Raw genomic sequence first — 25671 nt, forward strand, 5'->3', positions numbered from 1 at the left:
CACGCTGCAAAGCCCGCGATTATATCCATTTCCCTCTTCCATGCCCAAAATTCGTTCCAGCACCGACAGCGATATTCCCGCCATCACGGCCATTTACCGACACCATGTGCTTCACGGTACAGGTACCTTCGAGATCGATCCACCATCTGAAGCCGACATGGCAGGCCGCCGTGCCGACGTGCTGGCCCGGGGCCTGCCCTGGCTGGTGGCCGAAAAGGACGGCCAGGTGCTGGGCTATGCCTATGCCAACTGGTTCAAGCCCCGTCCAGCCTACCGGTTCTCTGCCGAGGACTCGATCTACGTGGCCGACAGCGCCCGCGGCATGGGCCTGGGCCGCAAGCTGCTGACCGAGCTGGCGGCCCAGGCCGAAGCAGCTGGGGTACGCAAGCTGCTGGCCGTGATTGGCGACTCGGCCAACGCGGGCTCGATCGGTGTGCACCGGGCGCTGGGCTTCACCGACGTGGGTGTCATGCGTTCGGTGGGATGGAAGTTCGGCGCTTGGCGCGACATCGTGCTCATGGAGAAAACCCTGGGCGCGGGCGACACCACATCGCCCGAATGAAAACGGCCCCCATGCTCGCCCCGCAGCACAGAGCGCAGCCCTCCGAAGCGGCCCCCTTGGAGACCACTTGTTCATCTTGGGGCGGCCCGACGATGAATAATGCCCCATGAAAAACAAAACTTTGGCGGCATGGCTTGCCTTCGTGGGCGGGCCGCTGGGCCTTCACCGCTTTTACCTGCACGGGATCACCGACATGCTGGGCTGGCTGCTCCCGATACCGACGGCCCTCGGTATCTACGGCATCCAGCGCGTGCAGCAGCTCGGCCAGGACGACCACACCAGCTGGATGCTGATTCCTTTGCTGGGCTTCACGATTGCGGGCTGCGCCTTGCAAGCCATCCTGTTTGCACTCAAGACGCCCGAGGCGTGGAACGCGCGCTACAACCCCACGGCCGCACCCGACGCCCCGGCGGGCAGGACCCAATGGATCACCATCGGCGCCATCGTGGTCTCGCTGTTGGTGGGCACGGCGGTGCTGATGGCCAGCCTCGCGTTCAGCTTCCAACGGTACTTCGAGTACCAGATCGAGGAAGCTCGCAAGATCTCGCAGTGACCGACACCCACCAAGCGGACGCCCCATTAAATTCACATTCAAATGGGGCGTTAGCGCTTTTCCATATTGTCTGATTAGCTATACATTCAATAGCAAATCAGGAATCAGGGCATTCAGAATATCTGCAGACTGATCCAGTACGCCACGGCAGCCACAAACGCACTGGCGGGGATGGTCAAGATCCACGCCCAGACGATATTGCCTGCCACACCCCAGCGCACTGCGCTGGCGCGCTGCGTGGAGCCCACGCCCACGATGGCGCCTGTGATGGTGTGGGTGGTGGACACCGGAATACCCAGCGTTGTTGCCAGGAACAGGGTCAGCGCCCCGCCCGTCTCGGCACAGAAGCCGCCCACGGGCTTGAGCTTGGTGATCTTCTGGCCCATGGTTTTGACGATGCGCCAGCCGCCGAACATGGTTCCGAGACCGATAGCCACGTAGCAGCTGACAATCGTCCAGGTGGGCGGCGAAGCATCGCTTGCCGACGAATACCCTGTGGCAATCAGCAGCAGCCAGATGATGCCGATGGTCTTTTGCGCATCGTTGCCGCCGTGGCCCAGGCTGTAGGCCCCTGCGGACACGAGTTGCAGGCGCCGGAACCATTTGTCCACCCGGCTTGGCCGCGTTCGCCGAAAGATGTGCGCCACAGCCACCATCATGAGAGAGCCCAGCAGGAAGCCGAGCAAGGGCGAAACGAAGATGAACGCCACGGTCTTGAGGATGCCGGTGGAGATCAGCGCGCTGGCGCCCGCCTTGGCGATCACCGCCCCCACGATGCCGCCGATGAGCGCATGCGATGAGCTGCTGGGGATGCCGTAGTACCAGGTGATGACGTTCCAGGTGATGGCGCCCACCAAGGCACCAAACACCACATGGGTGTCCACGATGCCGGGCTGAACGATGCCCTTGCCCACCGTGGCGGCCACGCTCAGGTGGAAGACAAAGATCGCTACAAAGTTGAAGAACGCGGCGAAAAGCACCGCCTGTGCGGGCTTGAGCACGCCGGTGGACACCACCGTGGCAATCGAATTGGCAGCGTCATGGAACCCGTTCATGAAGTCGAACAGAATCGCCAGTGCCACGAGCAAGACCACAACCCAGAGGGCCGTTTGTACGGTTTCCATACTGGTCAGCCTGCCGGATCAGGAGTTTTCGAGGACGATGCCCTCGATGCAATTGGCCACGTCCTCACACTTGTCGGTGATGGTTTCCAGCAGCTCGTAGATGGCCTTGAGCTTGATCACCTCGCGCACATCGGGCTCTTCACGGAAGAGCTTGCTCATGGCGCTGCGCATCACGCGGTCCGCGTCGGACTCGAGCCTGTCGATCTCTTCGCAGGTCTTGAGCGCGGCTTCAGCCACGGCCGGATCGGCGATCTTGTCGAGCAACTTGACGGCATCACGCAGGCGTTCGCAGCACTTGAGGCTCAGGTCGGTCAGGCGAGTGATCTCTTCCGTCATGTGGCGCACGTCGTACAGCGCCATGGTCTCGGCAGAGTCCTGAATCAGGTCGGCCACATCGTCCATGGTGTTGATCAGCGTGTGGATCTGCTCGCGGTCAATCGGGGTGATGAAGGTCTTGTGGATGGCCTTGTTCACCTCGTGCGTCACGCGGTCGGCAGCACGCTCGGCGTTGTCCACATCCTGGTTGTATTTGTCGCGCAGGTGCGGGTCGCTGTAGTTGGCCACCAGTTGCGAGAAAGCCCGGGCCGCCTCGACGATGCGGTCTGCATGCTGGTTGAACATTTCGAAAAAATTGCCTTCGCGTGGCAACAGCTTGGCAAACAGCATGGAGGCTCCTGGATCGGTATCGATTTTTTGAAAATGAGACAAAGCCATGACAAAACCATGACTTTTAAATGACAAGCGAGTTTAACCGGCCGCCCTCACCCGCAGCCACGGGCGCCCGGCGCGGATACCGGGCAACACGCACCATTCATCAGGCACTGCGGAAAATGAAATACACAGCCCCCACCAGGCACAGGCCTGCCCAGAGGTAGTCCCACTTCAGGGGCTGGCCCATGTAGAACACCGCGAACGGCACAAACACCGCCAGCGTGATCACCTCCTGCATGATCTTGAGCTGCCCCACGTTGAACTGGGTAAACCCGATCCGGTTGGCAGGCACCTGCAGCAGGTACTCGAACAGTGCAATGCCCCAACTCACCAGCGCTGCGGTGTACCAGGGTGACGTGGCCAGGTTCTTGAGGTGCCCGTACCAGGCGAAGGTCATGAAAACGTTGCTGGCAATCAGCAGCAACACGGTCTGTAGTGATACGGGCAAGGATTGCAGAGCGGACATCGACATGCGGCGACAGGTGGTGGCGGGGTGGGTGCAAATTATGAACAAAATTGGCCTCTGGTGCTGGATATACATCCGCCGAAAGCTATAAAAAACATAGCAATCAATTCATGCAAACGCCAACGCCTGCGCCAAAAAAAAAGGGCACCGCCGTGTGGCAGTGCCTTGTGCGACGCACCATGCGCCTGCCCCACGCAGGGCGGGCCGGGCGGGGGTGTTGCCTTATTCGCCCAGGTAGGCGGCGCGCACCTTGGGATCGTTCAGGAGTTCCTGGCCGGGGCCGGCCATGGTGATCAGGCCGGACTCCATCACGTAGCCACGGTCGGCAATCGCCAGCGCCCGGCTCGCGTTCTGCTCCACCAGCAAAATGGTGACGCCAAGGGCGTACACATCGCGCACCACTTCAAAGATCTTGTCCACCATGATGGGCGACAGACCCATGGAGGGCTCGTCCAGCAGCAGCACCTTGGGCTGGCTCATCAGCGCACGGCCCATGGCCAGCATCTGCTGTTCACCGCCCGACATGGTGCCAGCGAGTTGGTCCTTGCGTTCGCGCAGGCGCGGGAAGATGGTGAACATCTTTTCGATGTCGGCCAAGATGCCTGCCTTGTCGCGGCGCGTGTAGGCGCCCATCTGCAGGTTCTCGGTGATGGTCATGCGAGCGAACACGCCCCGACCTTCCGGCACCATCACAAGACCCTTCTTCACCAGATCCCAGGCGCCTTTGCCCTTGATGCTTTCACCCAGGTAATGGATGTCGCCATCGTTCATGCCCAGGGTGCCGGTGATCGCCTTCATGGTGGTGGTCTTGCCAGCGCCGTTGGAGCCGATCAGCGAAACCAATTCCCCCTCGCGCACTTCAAAGTCCACGCCCTTCACGGCCTGGATACCGCCGTAGGCCACTTTCAGGCCCTTGACCTGCAGCAGTACCTTGTTGGATTTTTCGGCCATTCTCAATGTCCTCCGGTGCCCAGATAGGCCTCAATCACTTTTTCGTTCTTCTGCACGGTGGCAGGCGTACCTTCGGCGATCTGCTTGCCGTAGTCGAGCACCGTCACGCGGTCGCACAAGCCCATCACCAGCTTCACGTCGTGCTCGATGAGCAAGATGGTGCGGTTGTCGTTGCGGATGCGGTCGATCAGCTCGCGCAGCAGCACCTTCTCGGTGGCGTTCATGCCGGCTGCGGGCTCGTCCAGCGCAATCAGTTGCGGATCGGTGGCCAGGGCCCGGGCGATCTCCAGGCGGCGTTGGTCACCATAGGAGAGGGTACGCGCCTTATAGTCGGCGAACTTGCCAATGCCCACGTAGTCGAGCAGTTCCTGCGCGCGCTTGGCAATGGCCAGCTCTTCTTCCTTGAAACCCTTGGTGCGCAGCACCGCGCCCAGCAGGCCGGACTTGGTGCGGATGTGGCGGCCCACCATCACGTTTTCCAGCGCCGTCATTTCTGCAAACAGGCGGATGTTCTGGAAGGTGCGGGCAATGCCCGCCTTGGCCACTTCATGCACGGCCGTGGGCTCGTAAGGCTTGCCGGCCAGCTCAAAAGTGCCGCTGTCGGGGGTGTACAGGCCCGTGATCACGTTGAAGAACGTGGTCTTGCCAGCCCCGTTGGGGCCGATCAGGCCATAGACCTGGCCACGCTCGATGGTGATGCCCACGTCGGAGAGGGCTTGCAGGCCACCAAAACGCTTGGAAATACCTGCAACCCGCAGCACCACGTCGCTGGCTGATTTCTGAATGTTCTCTGCCATGTTCTAACTTTCTGCGGTGTTCAGGTCTTCTGCGTGAGGCTCTTGCCATGGTCGGGCGCTGGCCACAGACCACGGGGACGCATCAGCATGATGATGATCATGGCCAGTGCGATCAGCAGCTGGCGCAGGATGGCGGAGTCCAGACGGCCGTCCGTCATGGCCTGCAGCGGGCCTGCCACGTAGCGCAGCACTTCGGGCAGGGCCGACAGCAGCACGGCACCCAGGATCACGCCAGGAATGTGGCCGATACCGCCCAGCACCACCATGGCGACGATCATGACCGACTCCATCAGGCTGAACGACTCGGGCGACACGAAGCCCTGGAACGCACCGAACATCGCACCCGACACACCGCCGAACGAAGCGCCCATGCCGAAGGCCAGCAGCTTCATGTTGCGGGTGTTGATGCCCATGGCCTTGGCGGCAATTTCGTCTTCGCGGATGGCCATCCAGGCGCGGCCGATGCGTGAGTCCTGCAGGCGATAGCAAATAACGATGGAGATCACCACCAGAACCAAGAACAGGTAGTAGTACAGCGTGACGGAGCTGATATCAAAGCCGAACACCTCCAGGCGCTTGCCCAGGTCCAGGCCAAAAATCTTGACCGAGTCGATCTGGCCCAGGCCCTTGGGGCCGTTGGTCAGGTTGACGGGGTGGTCCAGGTTGTTCAGGAAGATACGGATGATTTCGCCGAAGCCCAAGGTCACGATGGCCAGGTAGTCCCCGCGCAACTTGAGCGTGGGCGCCCCCAAAAGCGCTCCGAAGAACGCCGCCAGTAATGCCGCCACCGGTATCACAAGCCACAGCGAGGTGTGCAAGCCGTTGGGGAACATGGCGGCAAACGCCGCAAAGTTGTCCGCAAGGTGCGGCGAGGCCATCAAGGCAAACAGGTAGGCACCCACGGCGTAGAACGCCACGTAGCCCAGGTCCAGCAAGCCGGCGTAGCCCACCACGATGTTCAGGCCCAGGGCCAGCAGCACATACAGCAGCGCCAGGTCGGCGATACGCACCCAGGCGTTGCCGAAGGATTGCAGGATCAGCGGCAGCACCAGCAGCGCGACGGCGCCGAGGATCCAGTTGGTTTTGGTGTTCTTCATGGTGTGAGGCTCCTCAGGCGCGATCGGCCACACGCTCACCCAGCAGGCCCGAAGGACGCAGCGTCAGGATGATGATGAGCACGATGAACGCAAAGATGTCGGTGTAGTGGCTGCCCAGCAGACCGCCCGTGAGCGTGCCGATGTAGCCCGAGCCGATGGCTTCGATGAGACCCAGCAAAATGCCGCCCACCACGGCACCGGCCAAGTTGCCAATGCCGCCGAAGACCGCCGCCGTGAAGGCCTTGAGGCCCGGCAGGAAGCCCATGGTGTGCTGCGCCGTGCCGTAGTTGGAGGCATACATGATGCCGGCCACGGCGGCCAGAATGGCGCCGATGATGAAGGTGGCGGAAATCACCATGTCGGGCTTGACACCCATCAGGGAAGCAACGCGGGGGTTCTCAGCCGTGGCGCGCATCGCGCGGCCCAGGTTGGTGTGGTTCACTAGGTACACCAGCGAGGCCAGGGCAACAGCGGTCACGCCCAGGATCAGGATCTGTGTGGGGGTGATGTAAGCGCCACCCACCTCGAACGGCGCGCTGGGCAACATCGTGGGATAGGGCTTGTAGTTGGGCTTCCAGATGATCATGGCCAGCGTCTGCAGCAGGATCGACATGCCGATGGCGGTGATCAGGGGGGCGAGTCGAGGACTGTTGCGCAGAGGGCGGTAGGCCACCTTCTCGATCACAAAATTGAGCGTTGCGGCAACCACGCAGGCAATGAGCGTGGCCAGCAGCAGGATGAGCCAGCCCGGGGCGCCAGGCATTGCAGCCTGCATCATTCCTATACAGCTCCAACTGGTCAGAGCCCCGATCATGAGCACTTCGCCGTGGGCGAAATTGATCAGCTGAATAATGCCGTACACCATCGTGTAGCCCAAGGCTATCAAGGCGTACATGCTGCCGAGTACCAGACCGTTGATGATCTGTTGCAGCAAAATGTCCATAAGAGAAGTCCTTCGTTTGTAACGTACCCACCGCTTTGGCACCGGAATCGGTACAGCCTTGTGGGCCCGACTGCCATCTAGCAAAAAACCCGCCAGAAGTGCAGCTGTGCGGGTTTGTGGACGGGATTGTAGCGAGTAGTCACAAGCGGCCCCCACCAAGCCGGGCGGGGTTTTCCCTCGGGTTGGCGGCACATCAGCGGGCAACGCAATCCATAAGCTCACATGATGCAAGCAGGAAAATTGATGTGCAAACTTATTACCAGCCTCATGCCAAATCAGCATGACGCGGGGTGCGGCTCCCACGGGCAGAGGTTCAGGACTTTTCGTCCGGCCCATCCTCCAGATCGGCTGAAACATTGCGCGCACGCAGCTCACGCAATTTCTGTGCAATCTTGATTTCGAGCCCACGCTCCACCGGCGCGTAAAAACCGGGCTCCGGCATGCCCTCGGGCAGGTAGTTTTCGCCTGCGGCGAAGCCGCCCTCTTCGTCGTGCGCGTAGCGGTAGCCCTTGCCGTATTCAAGCTGTTTCATGAGCTGTGTTGGTGCGTTGCGCAGGTGCATGGGCACGGGGCGGGTGCCGTCCTGCTTCACCCAGGCGCGGGCTGCGTTGTAGGCCTTGTAGACCGCGTTGGACTTGGGCGCCACGGCCAGGTACACCACACATTCGGCCAGGGCCAGCTCACCCTCGGGGCTGCCCAGGCGCTCGTACACCTCGGTCGCGTCCAGCGCCAGGCGCAGCGCACGCGGGTCGGCCAGGCCGATGTCCTCGCTGGCCATGCGCACTAGGCGGCGCGCCATGTAGCGCGGGTCGGCACCGCCGTCGAGCATGCGCACCAGCCAGTACAGCGCAGCGTCGGGGTCGGAGCCGCGCACCGACTTGTGCAGCGCGCTGATGGTGTCGTAGAACTGCTCGCCGCCCTTGTCATAGCGGCGCATGCGCTCGCCCAGCACCTTGAGCAGCCAGGCGTCGGTAATCTCGGACAGCTTTTCCTGCGTGGCCGCCATGGCCAGGGTTTCGAGTGTGTTGAGCAATCTGCGGGCATCGCCATCGGCGTAGGCCACCAGGCGGTCGATTGCTACATCTTCGATAGCTGGCAGCGCTTTCTCCGCCTGCGCCAGAGCCACTATTTGCTTCAAATCCTGTTCGGACAGCGGCTGAAGCACGTACACGGCGGCGCGGGATAGCAGCGCCGAGTTCACCTCGAACGACGGGTTTTCGGTAGTCGCACCAATGAAGGTAAACAACCCGCTCTCCACATGCGGCAAGAAGGCATCTTGCTGGCTCTTGTTGAAGCGGTGCACTTCATCCACGAAGACGATCGTGCGCTGCTGCATCAGACCATCACGCGCGGCCTCGGCACGTTCGACCGCTTCGCGGATGTCCTTGACCCCGCCCAGCACGGCACTGATGCTGATGAACTGCGCGTCAAAGGCATCGGCCATCAGGCGTGCGATGGTCGTCTTGCCCACACCCGGCGGGCCCCAGAGGATGCAACTGTGCGGGCGGCCCGATTCGAACGCGAGCCGCAGCGGCATGCCCGGGCCCAGCACATGCTGCTGCCCGATCACCTCGCCCAGCGTGCGGGGCCGCAGGCGCTCGGCCAGGGGCTGGTGGGCCGAGGGGTGGGCCTGGGAAGGTGCTGCGGAGGCACTGCGTGCTGCCATGTTCGTATCCTGTCTACATCACGCTGATTTTTAAGCCAAATTGGCCTCTAGCGCTTATCTGATAAGCGCTGGCAGCTATATTTTTCGCAGCAACTTACTGCTTCACCACATCCGCTCCAGCGGGCGGCTTGAACTGGAAGGTGCTGGCGGACAGCGCTGCGTTGGCCTGCATGCCATTGAAACGAATCAGGGAGCGCTGGCCAAAGCTGTCCAGAATGTCGAGGGCCGCCAGTTGCTCACCCGCAAAACCCACGCGCACGCTCTTGAGCTGACCATCCTTGGTCTTGGGGCTGGCCAGCACCCACTGCAGGCCATCCTGCTCAGGCGCTGCTTCGAGCGTGAACTCGGCCTTGAGCGCCGACAGGTCGGGGGCCGATGCGAGCAGCGCGGCGGGCGTGCTGCCCAGCGCCTGTGACTGCGAACGCTGGGTGACCTGGTTCAGGTCCACGTCGTACAGCCACAGGGTCTGGCCATCGGCCACGATGGTCTGCTCGAAGGGTTTCTTGTAGACGAACTTGAAACGCCCGGGGCGCTGGAATTCAAAACTGCCGCTTGATGTCTTGGTGCGCGCGGTCTGGCCGTCCTTGGGGGGCGAAGTCACGGTCTGCGTGAAATCCGCCTTGCCCGTTTGTGTGCCCTTCATGAACGATTCAAGGCTTTTCAAGCCATCAGCGCTTGCCAGCGTTGCGCTGGCAGCTATCAAAATTGCAGTAACGGTCTTTTTCAAAAGGAACTCCTGTGGGGCATGGGCTGGGCTCATCGCCCTGCCCTTGTCATTCGCTGCGCGCGGGAACCAGCACTTCGCGCTGGCCGCTGGTGGTCAGGCCACTCACGAGGCCCGCCTTTTCCATGTCTTCCAGCAGCCGCGCCGAGCGGTTGTAGCCAATGCGCAGCTTGCGCTGCACGTACGAGATGCTGGCCTTGCGGTCCTTGAGCACCACTTCGACGGCCTGGTCGTACATGGGGTCCTTCTCGCCCCCTTCGCCACCACCGCCCTCCCCTGACAGATCACCCTCGCCATCCACAGTTCCACCTTCGAGCACGCCTTCTATGTAGTCCGGCTCCCCTTGTTCCTTGAGATAACTGACGACACGGTGTACTTCTTCGTCCGACACAAAGGCGCCATGCACCCGGATCGGCAGGCCCGTGCCGCTGGCCATGTAGAGCATGTCGCCCATGCCCAGCAGGGCTTCTGCGCCCATCTGGTCGAGGATGGTGCGGCTGTCGATCTTGGAGCCCACGGAGAACGCGATGCGGGTGGGAATGTTGGCCTTGATCAGGCCGGTGATCACATCCACACTGGGGCGCTGCGTGGCGAGGATCAGGTGGATGCCGGCCGCACGCGCCTTCTGCGCCAAGCGGGCGATCAGCTCTTCGATCTTCTTGCCCACCACCATCATCAGGTCGGCCAGCTCGTCGATGATGACCACGATGTGCGGCAGGCGCTGCAGCGGTTCGGGCTCTTCGGGCGTCAGGCTGAAGGGGTTGTAGATGAACTCCTCGCGCGCCTTGGCTTCATCGATCTTGACGTTGTAGCCCGCCAGGTTGCGCACGCCCAGTTTGGACATGAGCTTGTAGCGCCGCTCCATCTCGGCCACGCACCAGTTCAGGCCGTGGGCGGCCTGTTTCATGTCGGTGACCACCGGGGCCAGCAGGTGCGGGATGCCTTCGTACACCGACATTTCCAGCATCTTGGGGTCGATCATCAACAGGCGCACATCGCGCGCCTCGGCCTTGTACAGCAGCGAGAGGATCATGGCGTTGATCCCCACCGACTTGCCTGAGCCCGTGGTACCAGCCACCAGCACGTGCGGCATCTTGGCAAGGTCTGCCACCACCGGGTTGCCCACGATGTCCTTGCCCAGGCCCATGGTGAGCATGCTCTTGGCCTCGTGGTACACCTGCGAGCCCAGGATTTCGGACAGGCGGATGGACTGCCGCTTGGCGTTGGGCAGCTCCAGCGCCATGAAGTTCTTGCCGGGGATGGTCTCCACCACGCGGATCGACACCAGGCTCAGCGAACGCGCCAGGTCCTTGGCCAGGCCCACGATCTGCGAGCCCTTCACGCCGGTGGCGGGCTCGATTTCGTAGCGCGTGATAACCGGTCCGGGCATGGCCGCGACCACGCGTACTTCCACGCCAAAGTCCTTGAGTTTTTTCTCGATAAGGCGGCTGGTCATCTCCAGCGTCTCGGGCGCCACGGTTTCCTGGCGCTGCAGCGGGCCATCGAGCAGGTCCACCAGTGGCAGCTTGCTGTCGGGCATCTCGGTGAACAGCGGCTTCTGGCGCTCCTTCACCACGCGGGTGCTCTGCGGCACGTCTACCAGCACGGGTTCGATGATCTGGATCGGTTGGGGGTGGTGCACCTCGCTTTCGGTGCGTTCCTCGAGCACCACCACTTCACGCTCACGCGCGGCCTTGCGGCCCACAGCCACGTCCTTGGCCACTTCGCGCTTGGCCAGACGCGACTGCACCAATGCGTCGATGCGCCCTCCCACAAATTCCGCGACATGGCCCCAGGAGAAACGGAACACCAGCGCCGCCCCCAGCACGGCCAGCACGATCGCCAGCAGGCCCGAGCCTGTAAAACCCAGCCACTTCACACTGGCAGGCCCCGTGATGTAGCCCAGCACGCCCCCAGCATGCCCCGGCAGGAACGCTTCAAACCGGTACAGGCGCGACCACTCCAGCGCAGTGCTGGCACACATCAGCACCACCAGCCCCACCCAGAACATGGCCCGCCTGCGCATCGGGCTTACCGCGCCCGGGGCCGATTCGCCGCCACGCATCCACCGCGCCAGCGACGACAACCAGGCCCGCACACCGGCCGCCACACACCACCACACCGAAAAACCCAGTGCAAAGTAGCTGCCATCGGCCAGCCACGCACCAAACCGGCCTGCCCAGTTGGCGACCAAACGCCCACCCCGGGCGCCCGAGGTGGACCAAGCGGCATCCTGCGCGGAATAGCTCAGCAGGGCCAGCAACCAGAAAACCAGGGCCAGCAGCCCCACCATCAGGCCAATTTCGTGGCCAAAACGGGCAGCGCCCGTACGCGGCGGCGACTTCGCCGCAGCCGATGCATTCAGGGTATTGAGGGAATAGGTCATAAGCGTGCCGGGCGAGCTTACCGCAAGCCCCCGGGCATGACACCCGGGCTGAAGCGTTGCTAACTCAACGCGTTCAATCGGTCCTTGAGCACAGTGGCGCCACTGGGCAATGCCTCGATAAAGCCACGCTCTTCCAAATCTTTCATCACGCGGCTGACCATCTCGCGGGAGGCGCCCACCATCTTGGCCAGGTCCTGCCGGGAGATTTTGTCTTTGATCACCAACTGGCCCTGAGCGTCGGGCACCGCAAAGTCCAGCAGGGCATGGGCCACACGCCCATACACATCCAGCAACGCCAGTGACTCAATCTTGCGGTCGGCATGGCGCAGACGCTTGACCAGCCCCCGCATCACCACCAGCGACATGGAGGCGTTCTCTGTAAGGCAACGCGCGAACTCTGCGCGCCCGAGCATGAGCACATCGGTCTGCACCTCGGCACGCACCGTGGCCGAGTGGGGTTCGTTGTCGATGATGCTCATCTCGCCGAGGTAGTCGCCCTGCGCGAGGGTGGCCAAAATCACCTCACGCCCCCGGCTGTCCGATGTCATCACGCGGGCGCGCCCCGTGAGCAGGATGAACAGGGCGTTGGATTTTTGCCCTTGCTCCACCAGCGCCTCGCCACGCTTGAAGCGGCGCTTGATCACCGCACCACTGATCACCTCGGCCTGGGCCACCGTGAGCAGCGAAAACAAGGGCACCCGGCGCAGCAGGTCCAGGTTGGACAACATCGTCGACATGAAAACTCCTCTCTAGAGCGACCCAACCGGAGCCGCACGGGTTGTGCAAGGGGTATCAATGGGTTCTTACAATCGCCGTGATTGAAAAAGGGACCGCTCGCGTGAGCGGTGCACGGTTGATACTTGCCAGTTCAACCCCCAGCTTCCCCAACAGCGCCGCATGTAGCAGGCGCAAAACACAGGCTTTTACCATGTCCACCACCCAACACGCGAAAGTTCTGATCCTTGGCTCTGGCCCTGCGGGCTACACCGCAGCGGTTTATGCCGCCCGCGCCAACCTGAACCCGGTGCTCATCACCGGCATGGCCCAAGGTGGCCAGCTGATGACCACGACCGAGGTGGACAACTGGCCGGCCGACGTGCATGGCGTGCAGGGGCCGGAGCTGATGCAGCGCTTTCTGGAGCACGCCGAGCGCTTCAAGACCCAGATCATCTTTGACCACATCAACAAGGTCGATTTCAGCCAGCGCCCCTTCACCCTCACCGGCGACAGCGGCACCTACACCTGCGATGCGCTGATCCTGGCCACTGGCGCATCGGCCAAGTACCTGGGCCTGCCTTCGGAAGAGGCCTTCATGGGCAAAGGCGTGTCGGGCTGCGCCACCTGCGACGGCTTCTTCTACCGCGAGCAGGACGTCTGTGTGGTCGGTGGCGGCAATACGGCGGTAGAAGAAGCGCTGTACCTGTCGAACATCGCCCGCAAGGTCACCCTGGTGCACCGACGCGACAAGTTCAAGGCCGAGCCCATCCTGGTGGACAAGCTCAACGAAAAGGTCGCGGCCGGCAAGATCGAGCTCAAGCTATTTCACACGCTCGACGAAGTGCTGGGCGACAACACGGGCGTGACGGGCATCCGCATCAAGAGCACCAAGGACGGAAGCACGGAAGACATCAAGCTGCAGGGCTGCTTCATCGCCATCGGCCATGCGCCCAACACCGAGATCTTCCAGGGCCAGCTGGAGATGGAGAACGGCTACATCATCACCCAGGGTGGGCTCAAGGGTTTTGCCACCCAGACCAGCGTGCCCGGCGTGTTTGCCGCAGGCGATGTGCAGGACCATGTGTACCGCCAAGCGATCACCAGCGCAGGCACGGGCTGCATGGCTGCACTGGACGCCCAGCGCTTCCTGGAACAAGAGTCTTGATGAAAAACTGGGCAGCAGGCTATAATCTGCGGCTTTGCTGAATTCGGCCCGTTTTTGCGGTCCTCCGAAACAGGCAAATCAATCGGGTTACCGCCACCCTTTCTGGCGAGGTGAGGCCGCAAGCCAACCTGGGCACACAAGCCCAGGGCCCAGCGAACGGCCGTTAAAAAGTATCGGAGTGTCCTCATGGCACGCGTCTGCGACGTAACGGGCAAGAAGCCCATGGTCGGGAACAACGTTTCCCACGCCAACAACAAAACCAAGCGCCGGTTCCTGCCGAACCTGCAATACCGCCGTTTCTGGGTCGAGACCGAAAACCGCTGGGTTCGCCTGCGCGTTTCGAGCGCTGCCCTGCGTTTGATCGACAAGAACGGTATCGACTCGGTGCTCGCAGACCTGCGCGCACGTGGTCAGGCTTAAGGAGAAGCACCATGGCAAGCAAAGGCGGACGCGACAAGATCAAGCTGGAATCCACTGCGGGTACCGGCCACTTCTACACCACGACCAAGAACAAAAAGACCATGCCCGAGAAAATGCTGATCATGAAATTTGATCCAAAAGCTCGCAAGCATGTGGAATACAAGGAAATGAAGCTGAAGTAATTCAGCCCGTTCCCCCTAAAAAAACCGCCCGTCCAGGGCGGTTTTTTTATGCCTGCTGCGCAGACCTTTCACCCAGACTCTTTGCTCAAGCAACCTTGCGCGGCACGGGCAACTCGGCCATCTGCTCAGCCAGCAAGGCGCCCAGCGTGCGGTAGCCCGCCTCCACTTCGGCCGTGAACGGCATCCCACAGCTCAGCCGCAAGAAGTGCTCATACCGCCCGGTGTTGGAGAACATGGGGCCCGGGGCCACACGGATACCGTTTTGCAGCGCCTCATCGTACAGGCGCGTGGAAGAGATGCCGACCGGCAGCTCCAGCCACAGGCTCAGGCCACCCGGCGGCAGGCTCAGGCGTGTGCCCATGGGAAAGTAGCGCGCTACGGCCCTCGCCGCCTGTTCTCGCTGGATGCGCAGCTGCGCCCGCATGCGGCGCATGTGGCGCTCGTAGGCCGGAGAGTCCACACTGCGCGCCGCCAGCAGCTGCGACCAGGTCTGCATGTTGCGCGTGCGAGCGAACTTGATCATCTGCACACGGGCCTGCCAGCGCCCCGCGCTCATCCAGCCCTGGCGCAAGCCGGGAGCAAAGCTCTTGCTGAGCGATGCGCAATAGATCACCTGCCCGGCATCGCCCTGCCGGTCCCAGGCCTTGGCGGGCCGCAGCACGTGCGGCGACTCCACGAACTCCCGGTAGATGTCGTCCTCGATGAGGGCTAAGCCATGCTCCACGCACAGAGCCACCAGTCGCTCCTTGTGCGCATCGGGCATCACGCTTCCCTGCGGCATCTGCAGGTGGGGGACCACCACGACACCCTTGAGCCGTGGCTCGTTGCGCGCAGCCAGTTCCAGGGCTTCAAGCGACATGCCCGTGTGCGGGCTGCAGGGGATCTCCAGCGCGCGCAGCCCGCGCACCTCGATGGCCTGCAGGATGCCAAAGAAGGTGGGCGATTCGACGGCGATCACGTCGCCCGGCTCGGCGACGGCGTCCAGCGCCAGGTTCACCGCTTCGGAGTTGCCGAGCGTTGCGCCAATATCGGCCGGCGCGACACACACGCCGAAGGTGAGCGCATGCCGGGCCATGGCCTGCTGGAATTCGGGGTGGGTGGTGGGCGCGGACGGGCCGTACACCAGGACGTCGGGTTGCTCGCGCAACAGGCCGTGGGCCAGGCGGTTGAGCGCTGCTGCATCAAACAGGCTCGGCGCGGGCATGGCGCTGCCCAAGTCCAGCGGCAGCGGGCCTGCGCGGCGGGCTTTTTCGAGAAAACCGGAAATGCGCTCGTTGATGCCCGCAAACACCCGCGGGTCGTGGGCCAGCGGCTCGTGCAACTCGGGCTCGCGCGCCCGGGGCAACGCTACATCGCCCGGCTCCCGCACAAAGTAGCCCACCCGCTCGCGCGCCTCCACGCAGCCCAGGGATTCGAGATGCCGCAACACCTGCAGCGCGGTGGTCAGGCTCACTTGGTGCCGCTGGCACAGCTCCCGCACCGACGGCATGCGCATGCCAGGCGTCAGGCTGCCAGCGGCTATGGCCTGTTCGTACAAAGCTGCCAGTTGGCGGTAGAGCGGGGCATCCCGCGAATCGGAAGAATGTGACATGGCGGGTATGGGGTACTGCTGCCGAGCCGTGGCGCAGGCTCAGAAGCCTAGAGGTGCATCGTGCCCGAGCCCTATCTGCGGGTACAGATACAGGAACGCACAGATCGGACCATAACAGCACGCCATTAATCTGCGCTGTTCTAGCCGTTCCTGCATCGCCGTGTACCTGCCGGGGCAACGCTGCTTTTTTTACGCTACAGCCTCACAGCAGCCCTTCCTTCAGGAGCCCCGCACCATGCCACAGCGCAATCCATCCACCATACCGCCCACCACCCCATCGGCCGCAGTCACCTTGGGCCTCACACCCGGCCAGAGCCTGTGGCTGTGCCTGCCGCCCGGCAGCGCACTGCACACCACTCAGGGAGAGGTGTCACTTCGCTTTGCTCCACGAGACTGTGAGCTCGCTTTGCACACTCTGCCGCAAATGCGGCTTGGGGCGGGCGAACATCTGCCAGAGGGCTGGAACACCAAGGCCGCCTGGGTGCAGGTGGGCAACGCCCTGCACTGCCGCTCTGAGATCCTGGTGATCGAAGCCCCCCCCAGGCCGGGGCTTTGGCACCAAGTACGGCACCTGCTGCGCTCAGCCTTTGCAGGCCGGGACAAAACCGCAAAGAACCGCGCTTTTGGCAAGGTGCCCGCAATGCGGTAACCGCTGCACCAAAGAAAAAGGCCTTGCCAGATGGCAAGGCCTTGGACAATGAGCGGCCCGCTTCAGGCCTGCGCCGCACGCAGCCGTAGCGAGAACTCACGCAGGGCGGCTATACCGCTTTCTTCCGCGCGGCGGCACCAGGCTTGCAGGTCCGCGGTGAGCTGCTCGCGCGATTGCGAGGTGTTGAGCCACAGCTGGCGCAGCTCTTCGCGCATGGTGACCATCTTGTCGAGCGCGGGGTGCGCGGCACGGGCCTGGGCCAGTTGCGGCAATGCGATGGCCGGCACCTTCTCGGCATCGCGGTGCAGCCAGCGCTTGGCGGCCTGGAGCACCGAGGCATCGGCATTGCGTGCCTTGAGCGCTGCGATTTCGTCCTTGCAGGCCTGGCGCACGCCACGTGCATAGCCAGCCATCACCTCATAGCGGTTGGCAATCAGGGCCTCCAGCGTCTTTTCATCGGCTACAGGCTTGACGTCACCCAACTGGAGCTTGGGCGGCACCTTCTTGACCGTGGCCCAGCCAATCTTCTTCATCATGGTGATGTAGACCCAGCCGATGTCGAACTCATACGGCTTGACCGAGAACTTGGCCGACGTGGGATAGGTGTGGTGGTTGTTATGCAGCTCTTCGCCGCCAATGATGATGCCCCAGGGCGAGAGGTTGGTGCTGGCATCCTGCGCCTCAAAGTTGCGGTAGCCCCAGTAGTGGCCCACACCGTTGACCACACCCGCCGCCCAGAACGGAATCCAGAGCATCTGCACCGCCCACACTGCGGCGCCCAGAGCGCCGAACAGTGCAAGGTTCAGGATCAGCATGAGGCCCACACCCTGCCAGCCGTAACGGGTGTAGACGTTGCGCTCCATCCAGTCATCGGGCGTGCCGTGGCCGAACTTCTTCATCGTCTCCTGGTTCTTGGACTCGGCGCGGTACAGCTCGGCGCCACGCCACATCACGGTGTCCAGCCCCCGGGTCTGGGGGCTGTGGGGGTCGTCCACGGTTTCGCACTTGGCGTGGTGTTTGCGGTGGATAGCGACCCATTCCTTGGTGACCATGCCCGTACCGATCCACAGCCAGAAGCGGAAAAAGTGCGAAGGGATGGCGTGCAAGTCCAGCGCGCGGTGCGCCTGCGCGCGGTGCAGGAAAATCGTGACCGCCGCAATGGTAATGTGGGTCGTCGCCAGGGTGTACAGAATGATCTGCCACCAAGCCAGGTTCCACAACCCATGGCCCAGCCAGTCAATGGCAGCGTTCAGTACGGCCCAATCGGGTAACAGCATATTCAGAAAGCCTTACTTCTACAGAGAACCCGTTCGCCAACGGACCGGGTATCTGATTTTAGAGTGGTCCCCACGAAATAGGTTCGGGGGTATCCATGGTATTTACGCTGATTTAGCGCCTTTAGAAGGCCAAGTCAGGCCTTTTTGGACCAGATTGCGGCAAAGAACCCATCCGTTTGGTGCACATGGGGCCACAGGCGCAAATAACCACTGCCCGACTCACCACCGCTGCACAGACCCTTGGCCCCCTCCACCTTGAGCTGCTCCAGCAGTTCGCCCGCGTCGAGCAGTTCAAAGTCCGGGTGCGATGCGCTGAATGCATCTGCGATGGCCTCGTTTTCCTGCGGCAGGATGCTGCATGTGGCATACACCAGACGGCCGCCGGACTTGAGCAGGCGCGCTGCGCTGTCCAGAATGGCGGCCTGTTTGGCCACCAGCTCTTCGATGGCTTTGGGCGACTGGCGCCATTTGAGGTCCGGGTTCCGCCGCAGAGTCCCCAGGCCCGAGCACGGAGCATCGACCAGCACGCGGTCGATCTTGCCCGCCAGCCGCTTGACGCGGTCATCGCGCTCGTGGGCAATGGCGGCGGGGTGCACGTTCGACAGGCCGCTGCGGGCCAGGCGCGGTTTCAGAGCATCCAGACGGTGCGCCGAGACATCAAACGCATACAGGCGCCCGGTGCTGCGCATGCCCGCGCCGATGGCCAGGGTCTTGCCACCTGCACCTGCGCAAAAATCCACCACCATCTCGCCGCGCTTGGCGTCAAGCAGCAGGGCCAGCAACTGCGAGCCTTCATCCTGCACCTCGATGGCACCGCGCGTGAACGCATCCAGCTTGGTCAGCGCAGGCTTGTCGTCAATGCGCAGGCCCCAGGGCGAATACGGCGTGGGGCTGGCCTTGATGCCGGCCTTGGCCAGCTCCTTTTGCACGTCGGCACGCTTGTCCTTGAGGGCATTGACGCGCAAATCCAGCGGGGCGCTCTGCGCCAGGCTTTCCACCAATGGCCAGAAGCCGTCGCCCAGCTGGTCCTTGAGGGGCTTCACCAGCCATTCGGGCAGGTTGTGACGGTGGCGCTCCATCAGGTCATCGACCGTGACCGCATCGCACTGGTCCAGCCAGTTCTTTTCCTGGTCGGTCAGTGCGCTCTTGAGGAAGTCGCGCGGGCCGTAAAACCCCAGGATGGCCAGACGGCGCTCCTTGGGTCCCGAGCCCGAGGGCGCCATGTGGTCGAACAGGAGCTTCTTGCGCAGCACGGTGTAGACCGTTTCGGCCAGGGTGGCCCGCTCGCGGGGGCCCAGGCCCCGGTTATCGCGGAAGAATCGTGACACCACCGCATCGGCGGGGTGTTCAAACGTGAGGGTGAGCCTGACCAATTCGGCACAGGCGTCGAGAAGAACTTTGGGATGCATCCCCCGATTGTCCCACTGTGGTCTGATCCACAGCCAACCACAAGGCTCCTTCAAACGACCCGCATCGATCCGTTCGGTTTGTCAACGCGTGTAGACCGGATCAAACGCATAGCGCTGAATCTCCTTCAGGCTGGGCGATTCACCCGCCCACAGCGCCAGCGCGGGGCCGGGAAGGCTCAGATTGCGCTCCAGGGCGCGGCACAGGTGGTAACGGCTTTCGTCGTCCATCCCCGGCAGCTCGACAAAGATCAGGTACGCACGGCGCTGCGGATGCTCGCGCAGGTTCTTGCGCACTAGCCAGCAGCGGGCAAGGGGCGCACAGCGGGCCAGTTCCGATTGCAGCTCGGCCAGTTCGAAGGGGCTCAGGTCGTGACGCGTGATCTGGCTGAAGAAGGAGGTGCCCGACAGCTCTTCCCAGGCGCGCTCTTCGGATTCCTGCGCGCGCTCCAGCCGCTTGCGCCACTGTTTGAAGGCCGCCGCATCATGCTCCATGCCCATGCGGGGAGTTTCCAGCTCGGCCAGCGCGGTGCGTGCGGCCCAGTAGCGGTCGTTGCTGCCCGCTTCCCACACCCGGTGCAGCAGCAGAAGCTTGCCGTCGCGATCGTCCTCGGGCAGGCAAGGCACCAGTCCACACAGGGCGGGCGCGTACTCGGGGCTGCGCTCCAGCGCCAGCTCATACAAGGCGCGCACATCGGCACGGGGGTCCAGATGGCGCTTGAGGCGGGCCAGCTCCACCAGCTCAGCCGCACTGTTCTGAGCGATGGAAGCCTGCAGCGCCTGGGCGCGTGCGCGCACACGTTCCAGCCACGCGTGGTGCTGCTTCCACTCCGTAGCGTTGTCGCGGCACCATTGTTTGTCGAAGTGTTTGACCCACCGTTTGGCCTCATCGCCCAGCAGGGTCAAGGCACTGCCACGCGACCAGTCGGGCAGTGTGGGCGTGGCATCGAGTGCTTCGATGCGGTCCCGCAAGCCGGGGTGGGTGTCGTCCACACTGCTCAGGCGCTTGAGCGCTTGGCGCAGTGCGTCGTTGGCAAAAGCGGCATCCGGGGCCTCGGCCAGGAAACGGCGCATGCTGCGATAAGGCCCCACCGGCAGCGGATTGCCAGCGGCACCGCACCAGTGGTTGCCCCAGAACTCTGCCTGCAACGCTGCGCCCCGGATCTCGATCTCGGCCAGGGCGGCGGCGGTCACATCACGGCCCAGCAGCTTGCCCGCAATGCGGTCGGCCTCGTATTCGTCCTGGCGGGCCAGCGCAAACGTCTTGGCCGAAAAGCGCGGAAAGTACCAGCGCATGAACGCCTGCGTGGCCGCGGCCACCGGGCCTTCGTCGTCGGCCAGACTGTGGTTCAGGCGCATCCAGGACAGGCGTGTGCGATAGATCCAGGCCGCAAACCGGCCATGGTCGCCGCGCAAATGGCCGTACTCGTGTGCCAGCACGGCGAGAAAACGCGGCCGGTCCAACGCCATCAGCAAAGGCAGCCCGATGCTCAGGTGGTTAACGGCGCCACCCAGCAGGCCGTACTTGGGCAGCTGCTGGATGCTCGCATTGAACTCGTCGTTCAGCGTGACCTTGTGGATGGGCGGGCCCTTGATCTTGCGGCGGATGCGCTCCAGCGCCTCAAAAAGCTCCGGTGCCTCCAGCGCCGTGATCTCCACGCCCTCAGGCGCGTCAAAACGCACCCACAGCGCCCGCAGGCTGACCCACAGCAGGCCCGCAGCCCCCAGCAGCAGCCACACCATGGCAAAGCGAAACTTCCCCTGCAACATCTGCGGCACCACCCACAGCACAATGCCTGCGGCAAGTCCCAGGCACCCCAGCACCCAGGCATAGCCCAGCGCCGCAAACACGGCCACACTGCGGCGGTATGCGCGGCTGTTGTCAGCACTGGCATGCTCGCTCATGCGCACCAGATGCACAAAATCTGCCTGATCCACGGGCTTCCCTCACTCTTGGGTTGTTTTCAACCGCCATCCTAACCACTCACGACCCCACACCCACCACCATGACCGACGACGACCTGCCAGCACTCATTCGCACACCGCCCGGCCTGTACCGCCACTACAAGGGCATGCTCTACGAGGTGATTGATACCGTGCGCCACAGCGAAACGCTGGAGCCCATGACGCTGTACCGCGCGCTCTATGGCCAGCGTGGGCTGTGGGTGCGACCCGCCGCCATGTTTGAAGAGCAGGTGCTCGTTGACGGTGTGATGCGGCCACGGTTTGAGAAATGCGGGGATGAAACCCCAGCGGGCTGAGCCCGGTGGGCTCACGCCGCAGTACGCGGAAAAATGGCTGCTGCCACCAAACCACCACCCGCAGCATTGCGCAAGGCCAGCCTCCCTCCGTGCCGCCGCACGATATCGCTGGCAATGGTGAGCCCCAGCCCGGCCCCGCCACTCTGGCGGTTGCGCGAGGCCTCGACGCGGTAAAACGGCTCCATGACCCGCTCCAGCTCTTCGGCAGGCAAACCGGGGCCATGGTCACGCACCTCGATGGTCAGCGCATCAACCGCATCGTGCAGGGTGACCTCGGCACTGCCGCCATAGCGAATCGCGTTGCCCACCAGGTTATCCAGACAGCGCCGCAGCGCCACGGCCTGCACCCGCAGCGGGGTCGCCTGCCCCGCCACCGTGACCCGATGGCCCATGGCGAGTTGGTCGTCGGCCATGCTGTCCACCAGGGCCTGCACATCCAGCAGCACCCAGGCCTCGGCGCCAGCCACGCCGCGCAGGTAGTCCAGCGTTGAGGCGATCATGGCGTCCATCTCGGCAATGTCGCGGCGAAACAGCTGCTGGGCGTGGCTATCGTCCAGGCATTCGGTGCGCAGGCGCAGCCGGGTCAGCGGCGTGCGCAGGTCATGCGACACCGCCGCCACAAACCGGTCGCGCTCGGCCAATTGCTGTCGGATGCGCGCCTGCATCTGGTTGAACACACGGCTGGCGTCGCGGCATTCCAGCGTGCCGTCCTCGGGCAGCGGGGGCCGGTCGATATCGCGGCCCAACTCTTGCGCCGCCGTGGCCAGCCGGTGCATGGGGCGCGACAGCCAGCGTGCCGCCCACCAGGCCACGGCCACCAGCGCCGCCAGCCGCACGCTGATGTCGAGCAGCAGCCCCAGTTGCAGCGACGGCGGGGCATTCCACAAGCCCTGCTCTGGCCCCGGCGGCGGCAACCGCAAAGAGTGCCCATCGGCTGCCACCCCGGGGGGCTGCGGGCCAGGCGGGTGCCCGGGGTGCGCGGGGCGCAGTTCAAACATCAAAGTCAGCGCCAGCACATGGCTCACGATGACGGCCACGATAAGCAGCAGAGCGAGCCGGCCAAAAAGGGTGTCAGGCAGCCAGCGCTGCAGCGCCGCACGCCAGCGCGCAACCATCAATGCGGCCATCCCACCTGCCCCTGCAGCGACTGCACGTTGAACACGTAACCAGCGCCCCGCACAGTGCGGATCATCGAGGGCGAGCGCGGGTCGTCCGAGAGCTTGCTGCGCAGGCGCGAGACCAGCAGATCGATGCTGCGCTCGAATGCGTCCATGGCCCGGCCTCGCGCCTGCTCCATGAGCTGGTCGCGGCTGAAAACGCGGCGAGGCATGCGCAAGAAGGTGCAGAGCAGGCGAAATTCGGCGTTGGACAGCGGCACCACCACACCCTGTGGGGATACCAGGTGCCGCTCGATGCTGTGCAGGGTCCAGCCATCAAAGCGCACCACCCCGTCAGGCTCCTGGGGGGCCGGGGCACTCTCGCCGCGCGTGCGGCGCAGCACGGTCTGGATGCGTGCCACCAGCTCGCGCGGCTCGAAGGGTTTGCCCATGTAGTCGTCAGCCCCCATCTCCAGCCCCAGCACGCAGTCGTAGGGGTTTGCGCGGGCGGTGAGCATGATGATCGGCACCCGGGAGCGTTCACGCAGCTCCCGCGCGAGGGTGATGCCGTCGGTGCCGGGCAGCATCACATCCAGCACCACCAGGCCGATGGGGTGCGCGAGCATCTGCGCGCGCATCGACGCCGCATCACACGCCGCGTGGGCGGCGTGGCCAAAGCGGGCGAGGTATTCGGTGAGCAGTGTGGTGATCTCCACATCGTCGTCCACCACCAGGATGTGTTGCATGGGCTCTGTCGTGCAAAAGAACACCCAAGTTTAGGCAGCTACAAACCACCGCTGGCGACGATCTGGCGGGCATTTCCGCCATTGTTCGGTCCTTGTGGACGCCCTTTGTATCGACCTTGGTACAAAGCAGACAAACCCCGGAGACACGCACAACCAAGAATGGTTACGGGCCATGGCTGAGGGCTTCCGTTTTGGGGGACCAGGCACCGACCCACCCTTGGAGCGAAAGGAACGACGATGACGACCATCAGTAGCGTCAGCAGTGCCTGGTCCAGTGCAAGTGTGCAGCGGGCATCACGCCCGGCGCCCACGCCGGAGCGGCTGCTGTCCAAAATCGATGCCGACGGTAACGGCGGCGTGAGTGACACCGAACTGCAGGGCCTTCTGGACGATGTGGCCCAAAAAACCGGCGTCAGCAGCCAGACCAGCGCTGCAGACCTGGTCAAGCAGTACGACAGCAATGGGGACGGCAACCTCAACGCCGACGAGCTGGGCAAGACGATGCAAAGCGTGTTGCCCCCGCCACCGTCCACCATGGCTTTTGCCCAGTCGCGGGGCGACAGCGACACCGCCACCGGCCAGGCGGGCGACGACCTCTTTGGCAAGGTTGACAGCGACGGCGATGGCGCCGTGAGCAAGACCGAGCTGCAGGCCCTGCTGGAGGCGATGTCGGGCGGCACGGCGAGCCAAGCGGGCGTCAGCAGTGACGACGTGTTCAGCCAACTGGATGCAGACGGCGACGGCAGCCTGACCCAAGCCGAATTCGACGCGGGCCGCCCTTCCGGCGCGGCGGGTGAAGCAGGCGGCGGCATGCAGGCCATGGGTGGCATGCCACCGCCACCCGGAGGCCCAGGTGGTGCAAGTGCCTCCGCCGACAGCACCACCACCTACGACGCCCTGGACACCAACAAGGATGGTGAGGTCTCGCTGACAGAACGGCTGGCTGGCAGCCCCAGCAGCGTGGAGCAGGACGTGATCACCGCGCTGTTCAACGCCATCGACACCGATGGCGACGCCAGCATCAGCGCCAGCGAATCCAGGACTTTCATCGACCAGTTGACCAGCCAGCTCCAGCAGCCCGCCAGCCAGGCATCAACATCGGACACCAGCCAACGCAACGACCTGGCGCGGCTGGCCGACTTTGCGCGCCAGCAGTACGCAATGGCGGCCAATGACTGGAATTCGCCCGCCAGCACCGGCAGCCTGAGCGCAATGGCCTGATCAAAAGGAAGGGGCTGGCTTGCCACCAGCCGCAGGTTTTCTGGCCACGCAGTGCGATTCGCCCGTCAGTTGACGAGCTGCGTGCGCCGGGATCTTTGAGCCATCCGGCAGCAGAAAATATGAACAAAAAAGGCTCTATCGCTTCATGGACAAGCGCAGTTAGCTACTAATTTAATAGCAAAAAATATACCCCCTGAGCTCACCAAGGCCTGTGGGAGCGAAAGCCGGACGCTCCCAAACCGATCAGCCTGTGGGCTACAAGGCCTGAATCAGCGCCCGCACGGCCCGGGGGTAGATCACATGCTCCTGGGTCAGCACCCGGGCCGCCAGCGTCTCGGCCGTGTCACCCGGCAGCACCGGCACCACGGCTTGGTCCAGGATGGGGCCCACATCCAGCTCGGCCGTCACCTGGTGCACCGTTACGCCCGCAAACTTGCAGCCTGCATCGATGGCGCGCTGGTGCGTGTGCAGCCCGGTAAACGCGGGGAGCAGCGAGGGGTGGATATTGATAAGCCGCCCCGCGTAGTGCGCCACAAAACCCGGGGTGAGGATGCGCATGAACCCGGCCAGCACTACCAGGGCGGGCTGGTGGCGGTCAATGGTGGCGGCCAGTTCCGTGTCAAATGCTTCGCGGCTGGCAAAGGCCTTGTGGTCCAGCGCCTCGGCGGCGATGCCCTGCTCCCGCGCAAACACCAGCCCGGCGGCATCGGGCTTGTTGCTGATGACGGCCGCGACGCGGGCGCCGTAGCGCTGCTCCCAGTGCTCCTGTTGTGCGGTACGCACGATGGTGGCCATGTTGGAGCCGCCGCCAGAGATCAGAATGACGATGTTCTTCATAAATTGCCACGGATTATCGAGGAGGCTGTCGAGCATGGGGCTGGCTCTGTGCCACCGCGTGGAACTGCCAGGCAAGGCGCGGGTAAGGCCGTGTGGCCCAGCCATACAACGAACCCGCAACG

The 25671-nt window shown here is 63.5% G+C and carries 26 protein-coding genes; 8 read left to right on the top strand and 18 right to left on the bottom strand.

The genetic code is table 11. The features are described 5' to 3' along the window. The first annotated feature begins 40 nt into the window (after positions 1–40). Positions 41–562 (top strand): N-acetyltransferase family protein, encoded by a 522-nt coding sequence (locus ACT89O_RS18615; RefSeq protein WP_487260829.1) that lies wholly within the window; start codon positions 41–43, stop codon positions 560–562. 106 nt (positions 563–668) lie between these two features. Continuing rightward, on the top strand, positions 669–1115 hold the full coding sequence (locus tag ACT89O_RS18620; protein ID WP_055403056.1) for a TM2 domain-containing protein: 447 nt from the start codon (positions 669–671) through the stop codon (positions 1113–1115). A gap of 113 nt (positions 1116–1228) precedes the next feature. On the opposite strand, the gene ACT89O_RS18625 is transcribed toward ACT89O_RS18620, so the two are convergent. From ACT89O_RS18625 to ACT89O_RS18675, 11 genes are all read right to left on the bottom strand, one after another. After that, complete coding sequence (locus ACT89O_RS18625) at positions 1229–2239, bottom strand: inorganic phosphate transporter (RefSeq protein WP_055403058.1); 1011 nt, start codon at positions 2237–2239, stop codon at positions 1229–1231. Positions 2240–2257: 18 nt separating this feature from the next. Then, entirely contained in the window at positions 2258–2905 is a 648-nt protein-coding gene (locus ACT89O_RS18630; protein ID WP_063461305.1) for a DUF47 domain-containing protein, read from the bottom strand. Positions 2906–3053: 148 nt separating this feature from the next. Continuing rightward, entirely contained in the window at positions 3054–3422 is a 369-nt protein-coding gene (locus ACT89O_RS18635; protein WP_487260830.1) for a DMT family protein, read from the bottom strand. 216 nt (positions 3423–3638) lie between these two features. After that, on the bottom strand, positions 3639–4367 hold the full coding sequence (locus tag ACT89O_RS18640; protein ID WP_055403062.1) for an ABC transporter ATP-binding protein: 729 nt from the start codon (positions 4365–4367) through the stop codon (positions 3639–3641). Between the two features lie 2 nt (positions 4368–4369). Continuing rightward, a complete protein-coding gene (locus ACT89O_RS18645; RefSeq protein WP_055403064.1) occupies positions 4370–5164 on the bottom strand; it encodes an ABC transporter ATP-binding protein in 795 nt (264 codons plus the stop codon). A 20-nt stretch (positions 5165–5184) separates the two neighbouring features. Continuing rightward, on the bottom strand, positions 5185–6261 hold the full coding sequence (locus ACT89O_RS18650) for an ABC transporter permease subunit (RefSeq protein ID WP_055403066.1): 1077 nt from the start codon (positions 6259–6261) through the stop codon (positions 5185–5187). 13 nt (positions 6262–6274) lie between these two features. Next, complete coding sequence (locus tag ACT89O_RS18655) at positions 6275–7204, bottom strand: branched-chain amino acid ABC transporter permease (protein ID WP_055403068.1); 930 nt, start codon at positions 7202–7204, stop codon at positions 6275–6277. Between the two features lie 313 nt (positions 7205–7517). Beyond that, positions 7518–8870, bottom strand: coding sequence for a replication-associated recombination protein A (locus ACT89O_RS18660; RefSeq protein WP_487260831.1), 1353 nt, complete (start codon positions 8868–8870; stop codon positions 7518–7520). Positions 8871–8964: 94 nt separating this feature from the next. Beyond that, positions 8965–9597 (bottom strand): outer membrane lipoprotein periplasmic chaperone LolA, encoded by a 633-nt coding sequence (lolA, locus tag ACT89O_RS18665; protein ID WP_487260832.1) that lies wholly within the window; start codon positions 9595–9597, stop codon positions 8965–8967. A 46-nt stretch (positions 9598–9643) separates the two neighbouring features. Then, positions 9644–11980: a DNA translocase FtsK gene (locus ACT89O_RS18670; protein WP_487256291.1), complete on the bottom strand. Its 2337-nt coding sequence runs from the start codon at positions 11978–11980 to the stop codon at positions 9644–9646. 59 nt (positions 11981–12039) lie between these two features. Then, complete coding sequence (locus ACT89O_RS18675; protein ID WP_121505666.1) at positions 12040–12717, bottom strand: Crp/Fnr family transcriptional regulator; 678 nt, start codon at positions 12715–12717, stop codon at positions 12040–12042. Positions 12718–12908: 191 nt separating this feature from the next. On the opposite strand from ACT89O_RS18675, the gene trxB reads away from it, so the two are divergent. The 3 genes from trxB to rpmG all read left to right on the top strand — a co-directional run bounded on the left by trxB (position 12909) and on the right by rpmG (position 14464). Continuing rightward, the gene (trxB, locus tag ACT89O_RS18680) at positions 12909–13862 is read left to right on the top strand and encodes a thioredoxin-disulfide reductase (protein ID WP_055403077.1); all 954 of its coding nucleotides are present in this window, start codon (positions 12909–12911) and stop codon (positions 13860–13862) included. Positions 13863–14048: 186 nt separating this feature from the next. Then, the gene (rpmB, locus tag ACT89O_RS18685) at positions 14049–14282 is read left to right on the top strand and encodes a 50S ribosomal protein L28 (protein ID WP_007859763.1); all 234 of its coding nucleotides are present in this window, start codon (positions 14049–14051) and stop codon (positions 14280–14282) included. Between the two features lie 11 nt (positions 14283–14293). Next, entirely contained in the window at positions 14294–14464 is a 171-nt protein-coding gene (rpmG, locus tag ACT89O_RS18690) for a 50S ribosomal protein L33 (protein WP_008904999.1), read from the top strand. Positions 14465–14549: 85 nt separating this feature from the next. Here rpmG and ACT89O_RS18695 read toward each other — a convergent pair whose 3' ends face one another. Next, positions 14550–16055, bottom strand: coding sequence for an aminotransferase-like domain-containing protein (locus ACT89O_RS18695; protein ID WP_487260833.1), 1506 nt, complete (start codon positions 16053–16055; stop codon positions 14550–14552). A 235-nt stretch (positions 16056–16290) separates the two neighbouring features. On the opposite strand from ACT89O_RS18695, the gene ACT89O_RS18700 reads away from it, so the two are divergent. After that, the gene (locus tag ACT89O_RS18700; RefSeq protein WP_487260834.1) at positions 16291–16704 is read left to right on the top strand and encodes a hypothetical protein; all 414 of its coding nucleotides are present in this window, start codon (positions 16291–16293) and stop codon (positions 16702–16704) included. Positions 16705–16766: 62 nt separating this feature from the next. On the opposite strand, the gene ACT89O_RS18705 is transcribed toward ACT89O_RS18700, so the two are convergent. The 3 genes from ACT89O_RS18705 to ACT89O_RS18715 form a co-directional block, all read right to left on the bottom strand. Then, complete coding sequence (locus tag ACT89O_RS18705; RefSeq protein ID WP_121505663.1) at positions 16767–17981, bottom strand: DesA family fatty acid desaturase; 1215 nt, start codon at positions 17979–17981, stop codon at positions 16767–16769. 134 nt (positions 17982–18115) lie between these two features. Further along, on the bottom strand, positions 18116–19390 hold the full coding sequence (locus ACT89O_RS18710) for an RsmB/NOP family class I SAM-dependent RNA methyltransferase (protein ID WP_487260835.1): 1275 nt from the start codon (positions 19388–19390) through the stop codon (positions 18116–18118). A gap of 81 nt (positions 19391–19471) precedes the next feature. Then, the gene (locus ACT89O_RS18715; RefSeq protein WP_487260836.1) at positions 19472–21325 is read right to left on the bottom strand and encodes a M48 family metallopeptidase; all 1854 of its coding nucleotides are present in this window, start codon (positions 21323–21325) and stop codon (positions 19472–19474) included. Between the two features lie 68 nt (positions 21326–21393). Here ACT89O_RS18715 and ACT89O_RS18720 point away from each other — a divergent pair, with 68 nt between their 5' ends. Next, a complete protein-coding gene (locus tag ACT89O_RS18720) occupies positions 21394–21648 on the top strand; it encodes a DUF1653 domain-containing protein (RefSeq protein WP_121420860.1) in 255 nt (84 codons plus the stop codon). An 11-nt stretch (positions 21649–21659) separates the two neighbouring features. On the opposite strand, the gene ACT89O_RS18725 is transcribed toward ACT89O_RS18720, so the two are convergent. Both ACT89O_RS18725 and ACT89O_RS18730 read right to left on the bottom strand, forming a co-directional pair. After that, positions 21660–22775 (bottom strand): ATP-binding protein, encoded by a 1116-nt coding sequence (locus ACT89O_RS18725; protein ID WP_487260837.1) that lies wholly within the window; start codon positions 22773–22775, stop codon positions 21660–21662. Next, complete coding sequence (locus ACT89O_RS18730; protein WP_055398505.1) at positions 22763–23491, bottom strand: response regulator; 729 nt, start codon at positions 23489–23491, stop codon at positions 22763–22765. The genes ACT89O_RS18725 and ACT89O_RS18730 overlap by 13 nt, the downstream gene beginning before the upstream one ends. Before the next feature lie 237 nt (positions 23492–23728). Between ACT89O_RS18730 and xopAW the strand changes: the two genes are divergently transcribed. Continuing rightward, positions 23729–24712: a XopAW family type III secretion system calcium-binding effector gene (xopAW, locus tag ACT89O_RS18735; RefSeq protein ID WP_487260838.1), complete on the top strand. Its 984-nt coding sequence runs from the start codon at positions 23729–23731 to the stop codon at positions 24710–24712. 255 nt (positions 24713–24967) lie between these two features. Here xopAW and purN read toward each other — a convergent pair whose 3' ends face one another. Then, the gene (gene purN / locus ACT89O_RS18740; RefSeq protein ID WP_121420864.1) at positions 24968–25549 is read right to left on the bottom strand and encodes a phosphoribosylglycinamide formyltransferase; all 582 of its coding nucleotides are present in this window, start codon (positions 25547–25549) and stop codon (positions 24968–24970) included. Between the last annotated feature and the right edge of the window lie 122 nt (positions 25550–25671).

The sequence above is a fragment of the Acidovorax sp. NN32 genome, assembly GCF_057597245.1.

Coding starts and splice junctions, on each gene's coding strand:
- ACT89O_RS18615 (WP_487260829.1), top strand. CDS start 41: ATGCCCAAAATTCGTTCCAGCACCGACAGCGATATTCCCGCCATCACG.
- ACT89O_RS18730 (WP_055398505.1), bottom strand. CDS start 23,491: ATGCAACACATCCTGGTGGTGGACGACGATGTGGAGATCACCACACTG.
- trxB (WP_055403077.1), top strand. CDS start 12,909: ATGTCCACCACCCAACACGCGAAAGTTCTGATCCTTGGCTCTGGCCCT.
- ACT89O_RS18660 (WP_487260831.1), bottom strand. CDS start 8,870: ATGGCAGCACGCAGTGCCTCCGCAGCACCTTCCCAGGCCCACCCCTCG.
- ACT89O_RS18710 (WP_487260835.1), bottom strand. CDS start 19,390: ATGCATCCCAAAGTTCTTCTCGACGCCTGTGCCGAATTGGTCAGGCTC.
- ACT89O_RS18630 (WP_063461305.1), bottom strand. CDS start 2,905: ATGCTGTTTGCCAAGCTGTTGCCACGCGAAGGCAATTTTTTCGAAATG.
- ACT89O_RS18675 (WP_121505666.1), bottom strand. CDS start 12,717: ATGTCGACGATGTTGTCCAACCTGGACCTGCTGCGCCGGGTGCCCTTG.
- xopAW (WP_487260838.1), top strand. CDS start 23,729: ATGACGACCATCAGTAGCGTCAGCAGTGCCTGGTCCAGTGCAAGTGTG.
- ACT89O_RS18625 (WP_055403058.1), bottom strand. CDS start 2,239: ATGGAAACCGTACAAACGGCCCTCTGGGTTGTGGTCTTGCTCGTGGCA.
- ACT89O_RS18655 (WP_055403068.1), bottom strand. CDS start 7,204: ATGGACATTTTGCTGCAACAGATCATCAACGGTCTGGTACTCGGCAGC.
- rpmB (WP_007859763.1), top strand. CDS start 14,049: ATGGCACGCGTCTGCGACGTAACGGGCAAGAAGCCCATGGTCGGGAAC.
- ACT89O_RS18640 (WP_055403062.1), bottom strand. CDS start 4,367: ATGGCCGAAAAATCCAACAAGGTACTGCTGCAGGTCAAGGGCCTGAAA.
- ACT89O_RS18700 (WP_487260834.1), top strand. CDS start 16,291: ATGCCACAGCGCAATCCATCCACCATACCGCCCACCACCCCATCGGCC.
- ACT89O_RS18620 (WP_055403056.1), top strand. CDS start 669: ATGAAAAACAAAACTTTGGCGGCATGGCTTGCCTTCGTGGGCGGGCCG.
- ACT89O_RS18650 (WP_055403066.1), bottom strand. CDS start 6,261: ATGAAGAACACCAAAACCAACTGGATCCTCGGCGCCGTCGCGCTGCTG.
- ACT89O_RS18720 (WP_121420860.1), top strand. CDS start 21,394: ATGACCGACGACGACCTGCCAGCACTCATTCGCACACCGCCCGGCCTG.
- ACT89O_RS18725 (WP_487260837.1), bottom strand. CDS start 22,775: ATGGCCGCATTGATGGTTGCGCGCTGGCGTGCGGCGCTGCAGCGCTGG.
- ACT89O_RS18695 (WP_487260833.1), bottom strand. CDS start 16,055: ATGTCACATTCTTCCGATTCGCGGGATGCCCCGCTCTACCGCCAACTG.
- purN (WP_121420864.1), bottom strand. CDS start 25,549: ATGAAGAACATCGTCATTCTGATCTCTGGCGGCGGCTCCAACATGGCC.
- rpmG (WP_008904999.1), top strand. CDS start 14,294: ATGGCAAGCAAAGGCGGACGCGACAAGATCAAGCTGGAATCCACTGCG.
- ACT89O_RS18705 (WP_121505663.1), bottom strand. CDS start 17,981: ATGCTGTTACCCGATTGGGCCGTACTGAACGCTGCCATTGACTGGCTG.
- ACT89O_RS18645 (WP_055403064.1), bottom strand. CDS start 5,164: ATGGCAGAGAACATTCAGAAATCAGCCAGCGACGTGGTGCTGCGGGTT.
- ACT89O_RS18635 (WP_487260830.1), bottom strand. CDS start 3,422: ATGTCGATGTCCGCTCTGCAATCCTTGCCCGTATCACTACAGACCGTG.
- ACT89O_RS18670 (WP_487256291.1), bottom strand. CDS start 11,980: ATGACCTATTCCCTCAATACCCTGAATGCATCGGCTGCGGCGAAGTCG.